Raw genomic sequence first — 18,415 nt, 5'->3', positions numbered from 1 at the left:
GCGGGCATCCGGCCATCGCGGGACTACTGAAACCTGGCGATGGGGTACGTCTTGATTTTTTGCAGGGCGGTGCCTTTCCAGCACCGCCCTGTCCTGTTCAGAAATTGCGACGAACGCTGACTTTCCATTCGCGCGGCAGGGCCGGCTGCCCCACGACGATGCCAATCGGGTAACGGATCTTGTTCAGGTAATAGAACTTGTTGAACATGTTGGTGACCGAAACCGAAAACTGCCAGTCGCGCGATGCGTCCTCGAAGGTCAAACGGCCGTTGGCGACCGCATAGCCATCGACCTTGGCCAGCGGATTGTTGTCGATATTGGAGAAGAACGAGGACTGGTAATTCACGTCCACGCGCGGAGTGATCGTCCCCGCATCTCCCACTGCGAAGGCGTACTGGACGCCGGCGCCGAATTTCCATTCCGGCGCATAGGGTGCCTTGTTGCCAAGCGTGATGCCGCGGATGGTTGCCCCGGTGGCGCCAATCCGGGTCAGCTGGAAGTCGAGCCAGCTGCCCGAAGCGTCGATGGTCAACCCTTCGACCGGGCGGGCGGTCACTTCGACCTCGACGCCCTTCATGTCCGCGTCACCCGCATTGACCGGCGTGGCGTTGGTCACGCTGTTGACCGTGGGGGAAACGTTGGTGAAAACGATGTCCTTGTATTTGTTGATGAACGCGGAAATGTTCACGCGGAGCGCGCGGTCGAAGAAATCGGTCTTGGCGCCGATTTCCCAGGCCGTGAGCGTTTCGGGATTGAACGAGACGGCCTGTTCCGGCGCGAACGGACGCGGATTGACGCCGCCACCCTTGTAGCCGGTGGAGAACTGCGCGTAGGTCATCACGTTATGCGACCAGCGGTAATCCACGTTGGCGCGGTAATCCCAGCGGGTCTTGGCAAACCGGCCGGTGACGCCATTGATCGCGCCAGCCACGGTATAGGCGGGCTGAGACACGTCGTAGGGATTGAGGCGGCCGTAGGTATAGGTCTTCTTGTCGTCGGTATAGCGGATGCCGCCCGTCACCGTCAGCGCGTCGGTCAGCTTGTACGAAGCATGCGCGAAGGCCGAAACGCTACGGGCGGGAATGCGGTCGCGCGTAACATAGAAGTTCTGGGTCGCCGTGCCGGGCGCGATGAACGTCACACCGCCAAATTTGCTCGTCGCCTTGTAGTAGAAGCCGCCAACGGTCCATTCCAGTTTGTCCTGGAAAGACGATCCGCTGAGGCGCAACTCCTGGGTGAACTGCTCGTGATCGTAGATGTAGTTGGCGGAATTGGTGGAGTATGGCGTGAGATCGAGGTCGGAACCATAGCTGCCCTTGTAGCGCTGGTAGGCCGAGATCGCCTTGAGCGCGAGACCATCGCCGAACTTGTAATCGATCGTGCCATAGACTTCGCGGCCGCTGACCTTGCTGACCGGCGGGATGTAGGTGGCGCCGTGGCTGCCGGTGGCATCGGTGAAGGGCAGATTCAGATAGGTGGCGTAGTTGGTATAGGAATTGGGGCCGGTGATGAACTGGGCGGGATTCGTGCCCGCAGGCATCGAGGCGGTGGTGGTCAGCGACAGCAGCTTGCTGGCACCGATTTCCGAATGGTCTTCGGTTACCATGCCCACCAGGTTCACCTCGAGCTTATCGGTGGCGAGCCAGCGCAGGGCGAGACGCCCCGCCTGCATGTTCTGGCCCCCTTCCTTGCCGAGCTTGCAATCCGCGCCGGTGGTCGCCGCCGGAACGCCGCTGGCCGGGTTGAGGCAGCCGTAGTCCAGACGGGTCAGATAGCCGTCCCGCGTCTTCGAAACGCCCGATACGCGGACGAACAGCTTGTCGGGCACCAGCGCGAAATCGGCGCTGCCCTTCAGTTCGATGCGGTTGAAGGCCCCGTATCCCGCCTCGACATAGCCGGTGCCGCTGCCGGTGGGCTTTGCCGAATAGAGTTTTACCGCGCCGCCGATCGAATTCTTGCCCGCCAGTGTACCCTGCGGGCCGCGCAGGATTTCCACACGGTCAAGGTCGAGCAGGTCGAAGATCGAACCCAGCAAGGTGCCGTGGAACACGTCATCGACGTACATGCCCACGCCCGGTTCGAACGCGAAGCTGCTGTCGTACTGGCCGATACCGCGAATATAGACTTGCGCGGCCGGGCCAAAGGCGGAGCCGCCGGGGCGGATGTTCACGTTGGGCGCTGCCGCTGCCACGTCCACGACGCTGCCAAGGTTACGGTTCTGGATCGAAGCGGCATCCACGGCCGTGATAGCCAGTGGAGTGTCCTGGAGATTCTGGGCGCGGAACTGCGCCGTCACCACGATTTCACCCGTCGTTTCGGGCGAGGTGGACGGATCGGCAGTGCCTTGTTGTTCGGCGGCTTCCTGGGCCGAAGCCGCTGGCGTCCAGCCGACAAGAGCGACCGCCGCGAGGCTGGCATTTGCCAAAACATGCGCGCGCCGCGCACGCGAGCTGAAATTGCGAAACATTGATGTTCTCCCTGGACTTGCGGAGCATGCGGCGTCGCCGTCGGACACGCCGATCCGCCGGCACCCGAGCGGCGCCGTTGTTTGAACCGGATCATGAGATGGATGGAGCGGAGGCGCCTGCCGGCGAGCTCCGGAATGTGGTCAGTCTATCGATCACGCATACATGCAATTCCCCTCCACATCGCTCTCATGGCGAATTGTCGGGAGTGCTATTGGTTTATATAGCAACCTATGTCAAGGCGATTGTCATGCTGTCGGGCGGATCTCTCGCTCGACTTCCAGGGGGTCGATGGCGTTGGCCAGCTCCATGTTGTTGAACATGCGCGCGAGATAGCCCAGCACGATGGTTTTCTCGTTCGGAGAGAAGCCGTCGAGCATCAGTTTCTCACGAGCCAGCGAAACCGCGACAATCCGGTCGTGAAGGGCATAGCCCTCGTCCGTCAGCTGGATCGGCCGCGATCGCTTCGAATCGCCGATGCTAACCAGTCCCTTGCCTTCGAGAACTTGCATGGATCGGCTCGTAATAGACTTGTTCATCACGAGAATTTCAGAAATCTCCGCAGCGGTGAGCGGGCCGCTGTGCGCGATGACGGTGATGATTCGCGCTTCGTTGATGCCGATTCCGAAATGCTTCAGATAGATGCGCGACTGTCCGCGTTCCATGCCGTTGGCCAGAACAACGAGGTAGTGCGGAACATAAAGATGACGGTCGATTACCTTGCGCGAGGAAGGTTTGGAGGACTGGTTCATGCCATCTCTTTTGGGGGCTTCCGCCGCTGAGCACAAGCCGGTCCGCATCCGACGCGATTGACAATCATAAGTTGCTATGTAAACTAAATGGGAAGAGGATGTCGTGTCGGAGCCGTTTGCGCACTGTGCTCGCAGGCCATCGGCATGGCATCCGGCCACGAAACTCTCGACAGGATGTCCATGACCGACGCCTCCAGCGCGCCGACGCTCGATTTCGACTTGTTCTCCGCCGACGCGATGGCGGCGCCCGATCAATACGACGATCTGGTTCGGGAAACGGCGCCCGCCGTCTATCTTGCGCGGCACGGCGTGTGGGCCGTGGGCCGACACGCCGATGTTCACGCGGTGTTTTCGGATTGGGAGACGTTCTCCTCGGCTTCGGGCACCGGTTTCACCAACATCCGGAAACAGGGCAACTGGAGGCAACCGAGCCTCATTCTCGAGAACGATCCGCCGGAGCACGGCAAATATCGCCGGTTGCTGAGCCGTATTCTGTCCCCCGCCGTACTCCGCAAACTCAAGGCGGACTTCGTGGCGACGGCCGAAAGCATTGTGGATGCGGCGCTCGATCGCGGCGAGGTCGACCTCGTCGCCGATCTGGCGGAAGCCTTCCCATTCGCGGCGCTGCCCGACGCGGTGGGCTTCCGCAAGGAAAACCGCCGCAATCTGCTCATCTATTCCGAGCTCAACTTCAATGCGATGGGTGAGAAGAACGACCTGTATCGCGCCGCGCTGGAGCGGGCGACACCGATCCTCGATTGGGTTGTCGAGAATTGCCGGCGCGATGCCGTCGCCCCGGATACGCTGGGATCCGCGATCTTCGATGCGGTCGATACGGGCGAAATCACCGAGGAAGAAGCCGGCCTGCTCGTCCGCATTTTCATCTCGGCCGGCATGGACACCACGATCAACGGGATCGGCTTTACGCTGGAGGCGCTCGCCCGCCACCCCGAGGCGTGGGCGCAATTGCGCGCCGACCCGACCCGCGCGCGCGCGGCATTCGACGAGGGCCTGCGCTACCGGGCACCCAGCCCCTATATCGGCCGCACGACCACGCGAGAGGTGGATATAGGCGGCGTGCGGATCGGAGCGGAAGAAAAGGTGATCCTGTTCCTTTCCGCCGCCAATCGCGATCCCCGTCAGTGGTCGGACCCCGAACGCTTCGATATCGAACGCAAGACATCGGGGCATCTGGCCTTCGGGTTTGGCATTCATGCCTGTGTGGGGCAAATGATGGCCCGACTGGAGGCCGATGTTCTGATGTCGACGATTGCCAGCAAGGTTGCCCGCATCGAACTGGCCGGCAAGCCCTCGTACCAGCGCATCAACTGGTTGCGCGGGCTGTCCAGCCTGCCGGTTCGCCTTGAGCGCGCCTGACATGGCCGCGCGGGGCGCCGGGCGGGCCGAGGATAGCGGCTATCCCGCCCCGCTGCGCGCGTGGCTGGTAATAGCCGTCCTGCTGCTCGCTTACACGATCGCGTTCGTGGATCGGCAGATATTGAGCCTGATGGTCCAGCCCATCCGGGCAGACCTGCAACTGAGCGACACCGCCATCAGCCTGTTGCACGGCTTCGCCTTTGCGATCTTCTACACGTTCCTTGGCATGTTCCTGGGGCGGTGGGCAGACCGTGGCAGCCGCAAGGCCATGATAGCGGGTGGCATGGTGTTGTGGTGTCTTGCCACCGTCGCTTGTGGCTTCGCGCAAACCTTCCACCAGCTTTTCGCCGCGCGCATCATGGTCGGCGTGGGCGAAGCGACGCTTTCCCCGGCTGCTTATTCGCTGATATCGGACTACTTCGCCCCCGCTCGTCGCGGCCGGGCGATGAGCGCCTATACGATGGGCATCTTCGTCGGTTCGGGCGTAGCGCTGATTCTGGGCGGGCTTGCGGTCACCGCCGCCTCGCAGGAAGCTGCGGTGACCCTGCCGCTCGCCGGCACGGTAAGGCCTTGGCAGGCCGCCTTCATGATCGTCGGAATTCCGGGGCTGGCCGTGGCCGGGCTCATGCTGCTTGTCCGCGAACCGAAACGCCAGGAGCGCCGAAAGGGCGATCACCATTTGCCCGATATGGCCGAGACGTTCGCCTTCTTTCGCGCCCAGGCGGGAATCCTGTTCGCGATCGTGACTGGCTTCGGCGTCAACGCCATCATCAGCTACGGCCTTTCGGCTTGGGTACCTTCCCTGTTTATTCGCGTCCACCACTGGAGCGCCGGGGACATCGCCTTTGCCTATGGCGTGATCCTGCTGACTTCGGGATGCGCCGGCATTCTTTGCGGTGGCTGGCTGGCCGACCGGATGACCACTTCGGGAAAGCCGGATGGCGCCTTGCGCGCTTCGCTTCTGGGAATGGCGGCGGTCATTCCGGTAGTGCCATTCGTCGGCCTCGCCTCCTCGCCAGCCTTGGCGCTTGCCGCACTCGCCTGGACCAGCTTTTTCCTGGGCGTGCCGACCGGCATAGCGCCGGCAGCCCTTCACGCCATCACCCCCAACGAGTTCCGCGGGCAGGTTACCGCCCTCTATCTCTTTGCCATCAACCTGATCGGCATGGGCTTCGGCCCGACATTCGTGGCGCTCGCGACCGATCGCGTTTTCCAGTCTGACCTTGCCGTGGGCCGTTCCCTGGCGCTGGTTACCGGCCTGGCCGCAATCGTTGCGTTTGCGCTGATCGCCACCGCCCGGCGCGGTTACGGCGCCGCGGTTGCCGCCGCCCACCGCTGAGACACTTCAAACAGGATCCGTCATGAAGAAACTGATCAACGATCCCGCACGCGTCGTCGATGATATGGTCGAAGGGCTGGCTCTTGCCGATCGCCGGCTGATGCTGCTGCCGGATGAAACCGTGGTGCTTCGCGCCGATTACGAAGAACTGCGCGCCGCCGGCAAGGTTGCGATCATTTCCGGCGGCGGTTCCGGCCATGAGCCCGCCCATGCCGGCTACGTGGGCCAGGGCATGCTGACGGCGGCGGTCGCCGGTCCGGTCTTCACCTCGCCCAGCGTTGACGCGGTGCTCAAGGCGATCCTGACCGTCGGCGGCCCGGCGGGCGTGCTGGTCATTGTCAAGAATTACACCGGCGACAAGCTGAACTTCGGGCTTGCGGCGGAGATCGCGCGGACGCACGGCATCCCGGTCGATGTGGTGATCGTCGGCGACGATGTGGCGCTTGGAGACGAGAATCGCGCCGTCGGTCGACGGGGAATTGCCGGGACGGTGTTCGTGCACAAAGTGGCTGGAGCTGCGGCGGAAGCGGGACGGCCGTTGGAGGAAGTCCGTCTCGAGGCGCAGGCGGCGGCCGACAATGTGTTCTCGATGGGGCTGGGCCTCACGTCTTGCACGGTTCCAGCCGCTGGCCGCCCGGGATTTGAGCTGGGCGAGGATGAGGTGGAATTCGGCCTCGGCATCCATGGTGAAAGCGGTGTGCGCAGAACGGCAATCGCTCCCGTCGATACGATGCTGGGCGAAATGTTGTCGGTCATCATGCGGCACGGTGATCTCAAGGCAGGTGACGAGGTCGCCCTGATGGTCAATGGCCTTGGCGGTACGCCCGCGTTGGAACTTGCGATAGCAGCGCGAGGTGCCTTGCGACACCTGGCCGCAGCCGGAATATCCGTAAAGGCGGTGAGTTCCGGTACGTTCCTGAGTGCGCTGGAAATGGCGGGGTGCTCTCTTTCCGTCATGCGCCTTGACCCTTTGCGCATCCATCGTTTGCTGAGCCCCACCGCCGCTCCGGCATGGATAGCGCCGACGGCGCCGGTGAGCGCGGTCCAGGTCGCTTCGGCGGTTTCGATCGCCGGCGTGCAGCCGATTACAGGCCAGTCGTGGTCCGATGGCGAGCATGGCATCCGCTTCGGGGAGGCGATCCGCGCGGTGATCCAGGCGCTGCAAGCTGCCGAACCGGAACTCACCCGGCTGGATAGCGCCGTCGGCGATGGCGATCTCGGCATCAGCCTTGCGCGCGGCGCGACGAGCGTCGAACAGGCATTCGATTCCCTGGCCCTGGACGATCCCGCGAAGGCACTGGCGCAGATATCGGGGATTTTGCGTCGCTCTCTGGGAGGGACATCCGGCCCGCTCTATTCCATTTTCGTCCTGCGCGCGGCCACGGCCATGGCGGCTGAAGCGAATCCCGCAGATCCCATGGCATGGGCGCATGCCATGCAGGCCGGTTGTGAGGGCGTCATGGCACTCGGTGGGGCTCAACCGGGTGACCGCACCATGCTCGACGCGCTCTTGCCCGCAGCGGACGCACTTGCTTCGGCAGAGGGCAATGCCGCGGAGCGAAGCGCCCGCATGCTTGCGGCAGCGACAGCCGGCGCCGATGCAACGCGCGACATGGCGCCACGCCGCGGGCGCGCAAGCTATATCGGCGAGCGGGCAATTGGCCATCCGGACCCAGGCGCGGTCGCGGTCGCGACATGGGTGGATGCCCTTCACCGCTGGGCACGAGCCGCCTGAACCGGACCGGCAGGCGGACAGCGGCGTCACAATTCGCGGCAATTCCAGGGGGCGGGAAGCCATAGACTGACCATCGGCGTGATGGGTCAGGCCATCCGCGCGCGCCGGAATTGCCGACGCGTGTTCCCATCCGAATGAGGCAGCGCCGGATGCCGCGCTGCGCCCGTTCCCGAGCGGCCAGACAGATTCTGCCCGGCAGCAATATATTGCAATGCAACATCCCTAGGCCAGAAAAGTTTGCTCGCTAGTTGGCCCTCTCTGACAATGGATTGTCATCCGTCATGGGAACGAAACGGTTCGTGACAGGGGGTGAAATTGGCTGGTGAACGTATCGGTCTGCGGCAGGCAGCTGCATGGCTGGCGGAAATTGTCGGTCCTGACCGAAGCTATGTGAACGTCGGTATCGTCTATACCGTGGCGATCAGCCTGTTGTCGCTGGCAACGCCAATCTCGGTGCAGCTTCTCATCAACTCGGTGGCGCGCACCGCGCAGGTTGCGCCCCTGTGGATCCTCTCGGGTGTGCTGCTGGTGCTGCTGCTGGTAGTCGCGGGGCTTAGCGCGCTGCGGATCTATCTGCTCGCCATCTTCGAGCGTCGCATCTTCGCGCGCGTGGTGGCCGAGATCACGGTGCGCGCGGTCCATGCCCGCAACCCGTTCTTCGCCGACGCAAGCTCCGGCAGCCTGTTCAACCGCTATTTCGACATGGCCATCATCCAGAAGTCGGTGCCCAGCCTTGTCATCGGGGCGTTCACGATCATCCTGCAGGGCGCGGTCGGCCTGCTGGTGACGAGCTTCTACCACCCCTTCTTCCTGGCGTTCAATCTGGTGCTGGTCCTGGTCTGCCTCGCGATCTGGCTGATCTGGCGCCACGGCGCGATCAGCGGCGCGGTCGGCGTCAGCCACGCCAAGCATGATGCCGCGCACTGGCTGGAAAGCGTCGGCGCGTCGAACGGCTTCTACCAGTCCGCGCGCCATCTGGACTTCGCGATGGACCGCTCGGAGGCGGTGACGGCGGACTACATCAAGGCCCACCGCCGCTACTTCCGATACAGCTTCGCCCAGACCCTCGGTTATTTCCTCGTCTATGCCTTCGCGGCCGCAGCCCTGCTGGCGCTCGGCGGCAGCCTGATCCTTGCCGGACAGCTCTCGATCGGGCAGCTGGTCGCTGCCGAACTGATCCTGTCCGGCGTGTTTTACGGCATCTACCAGCTCGGCTGGTATCTCGACACCTTCTACGATCTCGTCGCGAGCAGCGAGGAACTATCGCTGGTCTTCGCCATCCCGCAGGAGCGTCCCGGCCAGCGGGGCGAGGCGCCGCGCGATGGCTCGGTGCGCTTTCGCGATGTCGATTTCGACGGCGTCCACCTCGATTTCGCGATCGCCGGCGGCGAACAGGCGGTCATTCTGGCCGAGCCCGGCGTGGAGAACACCCTCGCCCTGCTGCTCAAGCGCCATATCACTCCCACGGGTGGCATCGTCTCGATCGGCGGCAGCGAACTGGGCAGCTTCAACATGTACCTTCTGCGATCGGCGGTCATGGTGCTCAACCGGCCGACGATCGTCGATGTCACCTTGCGCGAATACCTGACGCTTGCCGAGGGACGAAACGGGGACGGGGCGACGACCATGCGGGCGCTGGAGCGGGTTGGCCTGCTCGCCCGCCTCGCCAGTCTGCCCAACGGTCTGGACACCCAGCTCGCCAGCTCGGGCTCGCCGCTCTCGATCGTCGAGGTGATGCAGCTCAAGCTGGCCAACGCCCTGCTCAGCAGACCCCGGGTGCTGTTGATGTCGCAGCTTTTCGACATGATGCCATTGGGCGTCCTCAAGGCGACGCTGGCCGAACTGCGGCAGAACGGCACCACCGTCCTGCTCAGCAGCGGACGGCCCGAGGCGCTCGACCTCGACGCTTGGTACTGGCTTGGCGCGCGAGAGCAGCGCCGCTTCGCCGACAAGGACGCGTTCTTGCGCTTCGTCGCGGAACGGGAGGTACAGCCATGACGCTGGACAACACCCAGATGGAGCATTTCCCCTCGCTGGCACGGCTGCGCCCGCCCCGCGTGGTGACGACCGTCGCATGGCTCATCCTCGTGGGCATCTTACTTGCCGTCGCGATCCTGTTCGTGCCCTGGCTGCAAACTGCCCAGGGCGGCGGTCAGGTCACCACGCTGAACGCCGAAGACCGCGCCCGAGACGTCTCTTCGCTGGTCGGCGGCCGCGTCGAGGAATTCTACGTGAAGGATGGCGATTTCGTCCATGCGGGCGATCCGATCGTTCGCGTGGTCGATGTCGATCCCGACTTCCTCGAACGGCTCGCCGGCGAGAAAGCGCAAGTCGAGGCACAGATCGCCGCCGTCCAGCAGGCGCGCGCCACCGCCGCAATCGATGTGGGGCGCACGGGCCAGCTCTATACCGAAGGTCTCGCCGCCCGACGCGACTACGAACAGACGCAGATCAAGGTTTCGGAAGCCGACGCCAAACTGGCCGAAGCCCGCGCCAAGCTGAAGCAGATCGAGATCAAGCTGGCGCAAAGCTCGGCGCAGATCGTCACCGCGCCGCGCGACGGGCGCGTCCAGAACCTCAACGCGGCCGCGGGCGGATCGCTGATCTCCTCCGGCACGGTGCTGGCGACGATCGCGCCCGAGCGCATCGCCCGCGCGGTAGAGCTGTACATCGACGGTCGGGATATCCCGCTGGTCGCGCCGGGCCGCCCGGTGCGGCTCGAATTCGAAGGCTTCCCGGCTTTCCAGTTCAGCGGATGGCCGGCCTTCGCCGTGGGCATTTACGATGGTCGTGTGCGCTCGGTCGATCCCACCCCGCGCAGCGACGGGCTGTTTCGCGTCCTCGTCGAACAGGCGCCGAACAAGACCGCCTGGCCCGAGCGCCGCTTCGTGCGCCAGGGCAGCAAGGTGCTCGGCTGGATTCAGGGCGACACCGTCCCCGTCTGGTACGAGCTGTGGCGTCAGCTCAACGACTTCCCGCTCAATTTCGGCGTAGCCAGTAAGGTCGGCGAACAGGAGGCGAAAGCCGCGAAGGAGGACAAGAGCTCGATCGAGAAGAAGAAGTGATGATGCGCCGGCTCCTTGCGATCAATGCGCTGCTTCTCGCCGCAACGGCCGGCACGGCGGCCAGCGCAGCCGACCCCGTCGCCGTCCGCCCGGTGCCGATGGCGGTTATGCCCGCCCACGGAGACGATCAACCGTCCACGCCGCTCACGCTGGACGAGGTCCTGCGCTCCTCGGCGCGCGCGGCGCCCGACATCGTTGCGGCGCTGGCGCGCGTGCGCCAGGCCGAGGGGCGGGCACTGAGCGCCGAGGGCGCGTTCGACACGGTCTTCTCGGTCGATGCCCGCAGCCGCCTTGCCGGCTATTACGACGGTTCGGAAGTCACCGGCAAGGCGGAGCGCCCCCTCACCGGCAACGGCGGATACCTCTACGGCCAGTATCGCAATTCGCGCGGCGATTTCCCGATCTATGAGGACAAGGCCTATACCAACCGGCTCGGCGAGGTGAAGATCGGTGCACTCTACGCCCTGCTGCGGGATCGCATGATCGACGCCCGGCGTTCGACGGCGCAGCTTGCCGGAAACGACATCGACATCGCCCGCTTCGAGACGCGCGCCACCGCCATCGGCGTGCAGTCCCGCGCGATCGAGTCCTATCAGAAGTGGGTGGAAAGCGGGCTGAAGCTGCAGGCCTATCAGTCGCTTTACGACATCGCGGTCGAGCGCGGCAATGGCATCCGCCGGCAGGTGCAACTGGGCGCGAAGCCGGAAATCCTGCTCACCGAGAACGAAGCCAACATGGTCAAGCGGGAAGCCTTGGTCGCGCAGGCACGGCAGGAATTCCGGGCAGCGGCGAACAAGCTCTCGCTTTACTACCGCGATGCAGCGGGCCTTCCGGTCCTGGTCGATGCCGACCGGCTGCCGCCTTCGGCCGCGGCCTTCGATGGCATGAACGTGGATCCATTTTTCGAAATCGAGGAACGGCCCGATTTCGGCATCCTGCTCGAAGAGATCGAGCAGGCATCGGTCAAGCTGGCTTTGGCCGAGAACGACCTGCGGCCCAGGCTCGATCTCAAGGGCGAAATCGCCAAGGACATCGGATCGGCAGGTGCGGGCGGCTACAGCCGCTCGCCGCTGGAGGTAGTCTTCGGCGTGTCGCTCACAGTGCCGCTGCAAAACCGCAAGGCGCGGGGCAAGCTGACCGAAAGCCGCGCCAAGCTCGACGAACTGTCGGTCAAGCAGCGATACCTGGCCGAGAAGATCCGCGCCGAAGTGGCCGGGATCGGCATCGAGGTCGACACCGCGCGCGAACTGGCGGATGCCACCCGCCGGCAGGTCGCTCTCGCCGGTCGGCTTGCCGAGGCCGAACGCCGCCGCTTCGCGTTGGGATCGAGTGATTTCTTTCTCGTCAACAGCCGCGAGGAAGCCGCCACCGATGCCGCCGTGAAGCTGATCGAAGCCCGTGCGCGCATCGCCGCCGCGCGGGCGCAGCTCGCTGCGGCGACGGCCGATGAAAGCGCCCTCAAGCTGGACGCACGTTAAGCTGCGGCGCGCTGGATTGGTCGCAGCGAACATCTCTGCGGCTAGCCGATGGACGACGTGGATTTACCAAGAATGGGTGAGGGTCAGGACCCATTACTGGCCGACAATTACTCGGCCGGGGCGCCCGCAACCGGGAGTTCGATGCGGAAAGTGCTTCCCATGCCCGGCGCGCTTTTGACCAGGGTCACCTCTCCAGCGTGAAGTTCGACCAGCTGGCGGACCAAGGCGAGACCGATGCCGAGACCGTCCCGAGCCGCGCGCGACGTCCCGTCAATCTGCCTGAACAGCTCGAAGATGTGTTCTTGGGCCTCGATCGGGATCCCGATGCCGGAATCACTGACCTCGATGTGTACGCTATCCTCGACCCGTCTGGCCGTCATCAGAATCTGTCCCGGCTCAGGCGTGTACCGGGCAGCGTTGCTGACAAGGTTGATGACGGCTTGGGCGATCCGCACTTCGTCGCCATGTATCCAGATCGGCTCTGGCGGGATGTCGGCAACCAGCGTGTGACCGTCCGCATCGAGCAGGGACTGGCACGATTCGACAACGTAACGGAGCGCATCCTGCAGCACGAAGGGCCTGATCTTCAGGGAAATCTTGCCCTCGTTGATCCTGGCGATGTTCAGCAGGTCCTCGACAAGCCGCGTCAGATGGTTGAGGCTTCGCTGCATCTGATCGCGGATGTCCTGCTTGGGCCCGCTGTCGTCGCGCTTGCCCAAAAGGTTCAACCCCGCGTTCAAGGCTGCGATCGGGTTGCGCAGCTCGTGGCCCAGGATGGCAAGGAAGCGATCCTTGTGCTGGTCGGCAAGCTGGAGCGCAGAGGTCAGTCCTTCAAGCTTGTCGCGCTGGCGCGCAATGCGCCGCTGTTGGGCGTGGAGGTCGAAGAACACAGCGGCCTTCGAACGCAAGATGTCAGGCTCGATCGGCTTCTGGATGAAGTCGACCGCGCCGGCCTCGTAGCCGCGAAAGCGGCGCTGGTGATCCGCGGTGCCGGCGGTGAGGAAAATGATCGGGATATGGCGCGTGCGCTCGCTCCCCCGCATGAACTCAGCCAGCTGGAACCCGTCCATTTCCGGCATCTGCACGTCGAGCAGCGCCAGCGCAATGTCGTGCACCAGCAGCAATTCGAGGGCTTCCTCGCCACTTGCCGCCTTGTGGCAGACCAGACCGTCCCGCTGGAGCAGCGCTTCGAGCGCGAGCAGGTTCTCTGGCAGGTCGTCGACCAGAAGGAAGTGGACCGACTCGCCCATTTCGATATCGTCTGTGCGGTTCATGCGGAGACCAGACCGGCTAGAAACGCCGTGATGCCATCAAGCGTTTCCACTCGGGCATCGGGGCAAAGAGCCAGCGCCGCCGCCGGCATGGCCCCGGACATGGCGCTTTGCGGGTCCTCCACCAACGCAATGCCGCCGGCGGCCGTTACCGCGCGCAGGCCTTCGGCGCCATCGTGATTGGAGCCGGTGAGCACGATGGCGGCCAACTCGTGTCCGTAGGCTTCGGCCGCGCTTTCCAGAAGGACGTCGATCGCGGGGCGGCTGTAGTTGACGGGCTCGTCGGACGACAGCGCAAGTGTTCGGTCCTTTTCCACCAGCAAATGGTAGTCGGACGGCGCAAAGTAGACCGTGCCCGGCTTGAGTGGCTCCTTGTCCTCAGCCTCCTTGACGTCCAGCGCGCAGCGCTTCTTCAGCAGTGGCACGAGCATGTTGTCGCGATCCGGGGGGACGTGCACCACGATCATGACCGGGACGGGCAACCCGGCCGGCAGCGGCGGCAGGATGTGCAGCAGCGCCTGAACCGCGCCGGCAGAGGCGCCGATGGCTACGGCGCTGACCTTTGCGACGGTCATCCTTGCGCCCTCTGGTAGATTTTCTCTTCCGGCACGAACGGCGAAAACGATGCGGCATGGCGCGTGAAGCGCAGGCTTTCCTTAGAGCCGAGGCCAAGGAAGCCTTTACGCGCCAGCGAATCGCGAAACAGCGCCACGACCCGGTCCTGCAATTCGCGATCGAAATAGATCAGCACGTTGCGGCAGGAGATGAGCTGCATCTCGCCGAACGAGGAATCCGTGACAAGGCTGTGGTCGGAGAACACGACCCGCTCGCGCAGGGTCTTGTCGAAGATGACGCCGCCGTGGGCCGCGCGGTAATAGTCGGAAAGAGAGGTGCGCGCGCCCGATTTCTGATGGTTGGCGGTGTACCCCCTTATCTGGTCGAGTGGATAAACCGCCTTCTCCGCAGCGTCGAGCGCATCGGGGTTGATGTCGGTCGCATAGAACAGGGTGCGGTCGTACAGGCCCTCCTCGCGGAACAGGATGGCCAGCGAATAGAGCTCCTCGCCGCGGCTGCACCCCGCCACCCACACCTTGAGCGAAGGATACGTGGCAAGGTGTGGCAAGACCCGTTGTCGCAGTGCGCGAAAATAGGATGGGTCGCGGAACATTTCGCTCACCTGCACGGTCAGGTAGTTGAGCAGCCGCGGCAGCACGCTCTCGTCGTGTAGCACTGCCTCCTGAATGGCAGACAGGCTGGTGTAGCCGAGCTGGACCCGCGCCTGTACCAGCCGTCGCTTGATCGAGGCCTGGGCGTAGTGGCGGAAATCATAGTGATAGCGCCGGTGCAGCGCTTCCAGAAAAAGCTGGATTTCGATGTCCTCGATCTCGTCGCCCGCCGTCATGGGATCACCGGGGCATCCACACGCGGACCAGGCTGAGCAGCTTGTCCACGTCGATCGGCTTCGCCATGTAGTCGTTCGCCCCTGCCGCCAGGCACTTTTCCTGGTCGTCCGGCATCGCCTTTGCCGTCAGCATCACGATCGGCAGGTTCTTCCAGCGCGGATCGCTACGAATTTCCCGCGCCGCCGAGAGCCCGTCCATCACCGGCATCATCACGTCCATCAGAACGAGATCGATCGCGTCGGCGAGGTTGGCCGCGCTGGCATCGAGCGCCTCGATCGCTTCGCGTCCGTTGCGCGCAATCGCGATCTTCGCGCCGCGCGGCTCCAGCACGCTGCTCAGCGAGTAGATGTTTCGCACATCGTCTTCGACGATCAAGATCCGCCGGCCTTCCAGCACCGCGTCACGGAAGCGGGCCTTCTGCAGCATGCGTTGCTGTTCCGGCGGCAGTTCGGAAACCACCTTGTGCAGGAAGAGGGTTACTTCGTCGAGCAACCGCTCGGGCGACTTGGCGCCCTTGATGATGATCGAGCTGGACAAGCGCCGCAGCCGCTGTTCCTCCTCAACCGACAGATCGTGCCCGGTGTAGACGATCACGGGCGGGAAGCTTTTCTCCTCGTTGCGGCTCAGGGTCTCGAGCAGCTCCATCCCTGACCGGTCCGGCAAGGTCAGGTCGAGCACCATGCAATCGAACGTCTCCTGGTCGAGCTTTTCAAGACATTCGGCAGCCGTACCCACTCCGACCGTCTCGACATCGCCGGTCCACAGCAGCCTGCTCACCGCATCACGCTGCACCGCGTCATCCTCCACGATCAGCACCCGGCGAAGCCGGGTCGCCAACTGGTCCTGGAGCTTGCTCAGCACATCGGCGAGGTCTTCCCGGCGGATCGGCTTGACATGGTAGCCGACCGCACCAAGCGCCAGCGCCGTCTGCGCGTGATCGCTGGCCGAGATCACGTGGATCGGGATGTGTCGCGTCTGGTCTTCGTGCTTGAGGCGGTCAAGCACGGTCAGTCCGGACTGGTCCGGCAGGCCGAGATCCAGCACGATGGCGCTCGGCCGATGCAGGGCGGCCAGGTGGATCGCCTCTTCCGCGCTGCCAGCCACTATGCACTGGAAGTTCATTTCCTGGGAGAGGTCGCGCACGATCTGGGCGAACGGCACGTCGTCCTCCACCACCAGCAAAAGCCGTCGGCTCCGGTCCAGCCTGTCGCGATCGTCCGCCACCGCGTTCGATACCCGCCGCGGGGCAAGACGAGGATCATCCGGCGTCACCGCGGCAGCGTCCGCCGTCCGCGGCGTGGCCGGCAGTGCCGCCGCGGGAACAACGGCAGCGGCATCGTAGAACTCGGGCAGCGTCAGCGTGAACGTGCTGCCCTTGCCCACCGTGCTGACCAGCGCGATCGTGCCGCCCAGCAGCCGCGCCAGTTCCCGCGAGATCGACAGACCAAGCCCGGTTCCGCCGTATTTGCGGCTGATCGCGCTGTCGGCCTGCTGGAAGGCGCCGAAGATCGCCTCTTGCTGTTCGGGGGAAATGCCGATCCCGGTGTCGGTAACCGCAAAGGCGACCCGCCCTTCGCCGGCCGGTGCGATTTCCAGGCAGACAGTGCCGCTCTCGGTGAACTTGAAAGCGTTGGACAGCAGGTTGCGCAGGACTTGCTCCAGACGCAGCCGGTCAGTCTCGATCGCGGCCGGCACGCCGGGCCGTACCACGAATTCCAGCTCGACGCCGCGCTGATCCGCCACCGGCGCGAAAATCTGCCTGAGATCGCCCACCAGCCGTTGGAGCGCCAACGGTTCCGACTGGATCTTCACGTGCCCCGCCTCGATCTTCGAGAGATCAAGGATATCGTTGATCAGCATGAGCAGGTCATTGCCCGAGGACTGGATCGTCCGCGCGAACTGGACCTGATCGGGCGACAGGTTGCCGTCGGCATTGTCGCCCAGAAGCTTTGACAGGATCAGCAGCGAATTGAGCGGAGTGCGCAGTTCATGGCTCATGTTGGCAAGGAAATCGGACTTGTACTGACTTGCCTGCGCCAGTTCCTGCGCCTTGCTTTCCAGCGACGCGGCGGATTGCTCCAGCAAGGTGCGCTGCATCTCCAGCGTTTGGGCCTGTTCTTCCAGTTCGCTGTTGGTCTGCTCGAGCTCCACCTGCTGCTGTTCGAGGCGAACCTGCGATTCTTTCAGGGCACGCCCCTGCTCCTCCAGCTCTTCGTTCGACACGCGGAGCTCTTCGCTTTGCGCCTGAAGCTCGGCCTTCTGCCGCTGGGTCTCTTCCAGCGCATCCTGCAAACGGGTGCGAAAGCGGGCCGATCGCAAGGCAATACCCAGACTATCCGCGGATCCAGCCAGGAACTCGAGCACACGCGCCGGAACGGGATCGAAGAAGCCCAGCTCGATCACGCCGTTGACCAAGCCGTCCGCGGTCGTCGGCGCGATCACCAGATGGCGGGGCTGCGAGCGCCCGAACGCTGATCCGATGGTAAGGTATTCGTCGGGCAGGTCGTTGATGACGATTGGCGCGCCCGAGTTTGCCACCTGGCCAAGCAGCCCATCACCGAGGGAAAAACTGTGGGGCATTGCGCCGTCTGCCGGCACGCCCAGCGTTGCAATGCGTCGGAAATGGCCACCATCTCCCTTGAACAGGGCACCCGCCTGAAAGCCGAGATAGGCGGCCAGGAATGCCATCGCTTCCTCACCGATCTGTTCGACGCCCTTGTCGCCACGGATCACATCGGCGAGTTCCAGCTGGCCAGTGCGCAGCCAGTCCTGCCGCGCCTTGATTGCTGCGTTGCGCTGAACAAGCAGGAAAATGGCGATGGTCAGGATCGAACCGATCAGCCCAGCGATAATGCTGCTGCTGACTGCCCCGCGGGAAGCGGATGCCATCTCCTCCAGCCGCAAAGAGCGCTGTCGAACTTCCTCGGAGTTCATGACTTCGATCTGCCGCCGGATCGCGGCCATTTCCTGCTGCCCCACGTCCGTGGAAACCGCCGTAACCGCCGGTCCGAACCCCTTGGCCTGGCGCAGTTCTATGGTCCGTGTAAGCTCGGCCAGCTTTGCGATCACATGCGGGCGCAAATCCCGCAAGTTGTTGGATTGCACCGGGTCGTTGACCGTCAAATCCTGTACCGCATCAAGCCGGTCACGGACGTCGGACACGGCCTGATGGTAGGGCTGCAGGTAGGTCTCCTTGCCAGTCAGGATATAGCCGCGCTGGCCGGTTTCGGCATCCTGCAGCGTGGAGAGGAGCCGGTTGAGCGCCACCAGCATATTGTGCGTATCGCGTACCGAAGCGTCGGCGTTCCCAACCGCCTGGATGTTCGAGTAGGATACGTAGCTGCTCGCGGCGAAGAACGCCAACCCCGCGATGAGGCCGATGAGCGTCCCGATGCGGACGCGAGCGGCGTCGAGCCTACGCATCAAGGCATCCTCGCAGCGGCAACGAGTTCGGGAAGATGCCCGACAAGACAACCAGTTTTGGTGATCGAAGCCCCCTAGGATCGAGTTGCAAGCAAGGCTGCTGCAAC

Annotated in this window: 12 protein-coding genes; 6 read left to right on the top strand and 6 right to left on the bottom strand. The window is 64.0% G+C overall.

What is annotated here, in order from left to right; all coding sequences use genetic code 11:
* Nucleotides 1-97: 97 nt before the first annotated feature.
* Complete coding sequence (locus F1640_RS23880; RefSeq protein ID WP_124809425.1) at nucleotides 98-2,467, bottom strand: TonB-dependent receptor; 2,370 nt, start codon at nucleotides 2,465-2,467, stop codon at nucleotides 98-100.
* A gap of 246 nt (nucleotides 2,468-2,713) precedes the next feature.
* Complete coding sequence (locus tag F1640_RS23875) at nucleotides 2,714-3,217, bottom strand: MarR family winged helix-turn-helix transcriptional regulator (RefSeq protein ID WP_190287239.1); 504 nt, start codon at nucleotides 3,215-3,217, stop codon at nucleotides 2,714-2,716.
* A 180-nt stretch (nucleotides 3,218-3,397) separates the two neighbouring features.
* Here F1640_RS23875 and F1640_RS23870 point away from each other — a divergent pair, with 180 nt between their 5' ends.
* The 6 genes from F1640_RS23870 to F1640_RS23845 all read left to right on the top strand — a co-directional run bounded on the left by F1640_RS23870 (nucleotide 3,398) and on the right by F1640_RS23845 (nucleotide 12,211).
* On the top strand, nucleotides 3,398-4,594 hold the full coding sequence (locus F1640_RS23870; RefSeq protein WP_194921974.1) for a cytochrome P450: 1,197 nt from the start codon (nucleotides 3,398-3,400) through the stop codon (nucleotides 4,592-4,594).
* A gap of 1 nt (nucleotide 4,595) precedes the next feature.
* The gene (locus tag F1640_RS23865; protein WP_124808612.1) at nucleotides 4,596-5,933 is read left to right on the top strand and encodes an MFS transporter; all 1,338 of its coding nucleotides are present in this window, start codon (nucleotides 4,596-4,598) and stop codon (nucleotides 5,931-5,933) included.
* Nucleotides 5,934-5,955: 22 nt separating this feature from the next.
* On the top strand, nucleotides 5,956-7,668 hold the full coding sequence (dhaL, locus tag F1640_RS23860) for a dihydroxyacetone kinase subunit DhaL (RefSeq protein WP_124808611.1): 1,713 nt from the start codon (nucleotides 5,956-5,958) through the stop codon (nucleotides 7,666-7,668).
* 315 nt (nucleotides 7,669-7,983) lie between these two features.
* A complete protein-coding gene (locus F1640_RS23855; RefSeq protein WP_124808610.1) occupies nucleotides 7,984-9,666 on the top strand; it encodes an ABC transporter transmembrane domain-containing protein in 1,683 nt (560 codons plus the stop codon).
* Nucleotides 9,663-10,733, top strand: a complete 1,071-nt coding sequence (locus tag F1640_RS23850) for an HlyD family secretion protein (RefSeq protein ID WP_124808609.1) — start codon at nucleotides 9,663-9,665, stop codon at nucleotides 10,731-10,733. Before F1640_RS23855 ends, F1640_RS23850 begins: the two co-directional genes overlap by 4 nt.
* The gene (locus tag F1640_RS23845) at nucleotides 10,733-12,211 is read left to right on the top strand and encodes a TolC family protein (protein ID WP_370449671.1); all 1,479 of its coding nucleotides are present in this window, start codon (nucleotides 10,733-10,735) and stop codon (nucleotides 12,209-12,211) included. Before F1640_RS23850 ends, F1640_RS23845 begins: the two co-directional genes overlap by 1 nt.
* A gap of 107 nt (nucleotides 12,212-12,318) precedes the next feature.
* On the opposite strand, the gene F1640_RS23840 is transcribed toward F1640_RS23845, so the two are convergent.
* Genes F1640_RS23840 through F1640_RS23825 form a run of 4 tightly spaced genes read right to left on the bottom strand, consistent with a single transcriptional unit; the run spans nucleotide 12,319 to nucleotide 18,308 of the window.
* Nucleotides 12,319-13,461, bottom strand: coding sequence for a hybrid sensor histidine kinase/response regulator (locus F1640_RS23840; RefSeq protein ID WP_206694947.1), 1,143 nt, complete (start codon nucleotides 13,459-13,461; stop codon nucleotides 12,319-12,321).
* Between the two features lie 20 nt (nucleotides 13,462-13,481).
* Nucleotides 13,482-14,057 (bottom strand): chemotaxis protein CheB, encoded by a 576-nt coding sequence (locus F1640_RS23835; RefSeq protein WP_124808607.1) that lies wholly within the window; start codon nucleotides 14,055-14,057, stop codon nucleotides 13,482-13,484.
* Nucleotides 14,054-14,884, bottom strand: a complete 831-nt coding sequence (locus F1640_RS23830; protein WP_124808606.1) for a protein-glutamate O-methyltransferase CheR — start codon at nucleotides 14,882-14,884, stop codon at nucleotides 14,054-14,056. The genes F1640_RS23835 and F1640_RS23830 overlap by 4 nt, the downstream gene beginning before the upstream one ends.
* A 4-nt stretch (nucleotides 14,885-14,888) precedes the next feature.
* Complete coding sequence (locus F1640_RS23825; RefSeq protein WP_194921972.1) at nucleotides 14,889-18,308, bottom strand: response regulator; 3,420 nt, start codon at nucleotides 18,306-18,308, stop codon at nucleotides 14,889-14,891.
* Nucleotides 18,309-18,415 lie beyond the last annotated feature (107 nt).

This window comes from Novosphingobium sp. NBM11 (assembly GCF_015390225.1).
GTDB lineage: Bacteria > Pseudomonadota > Alphaproteobacteria > Sphingomonadales > Sphingomonadaceae > Novosphingobium.
This window is presented reverse-complemented; position numbering and strand designations above follow the sequence as displayed.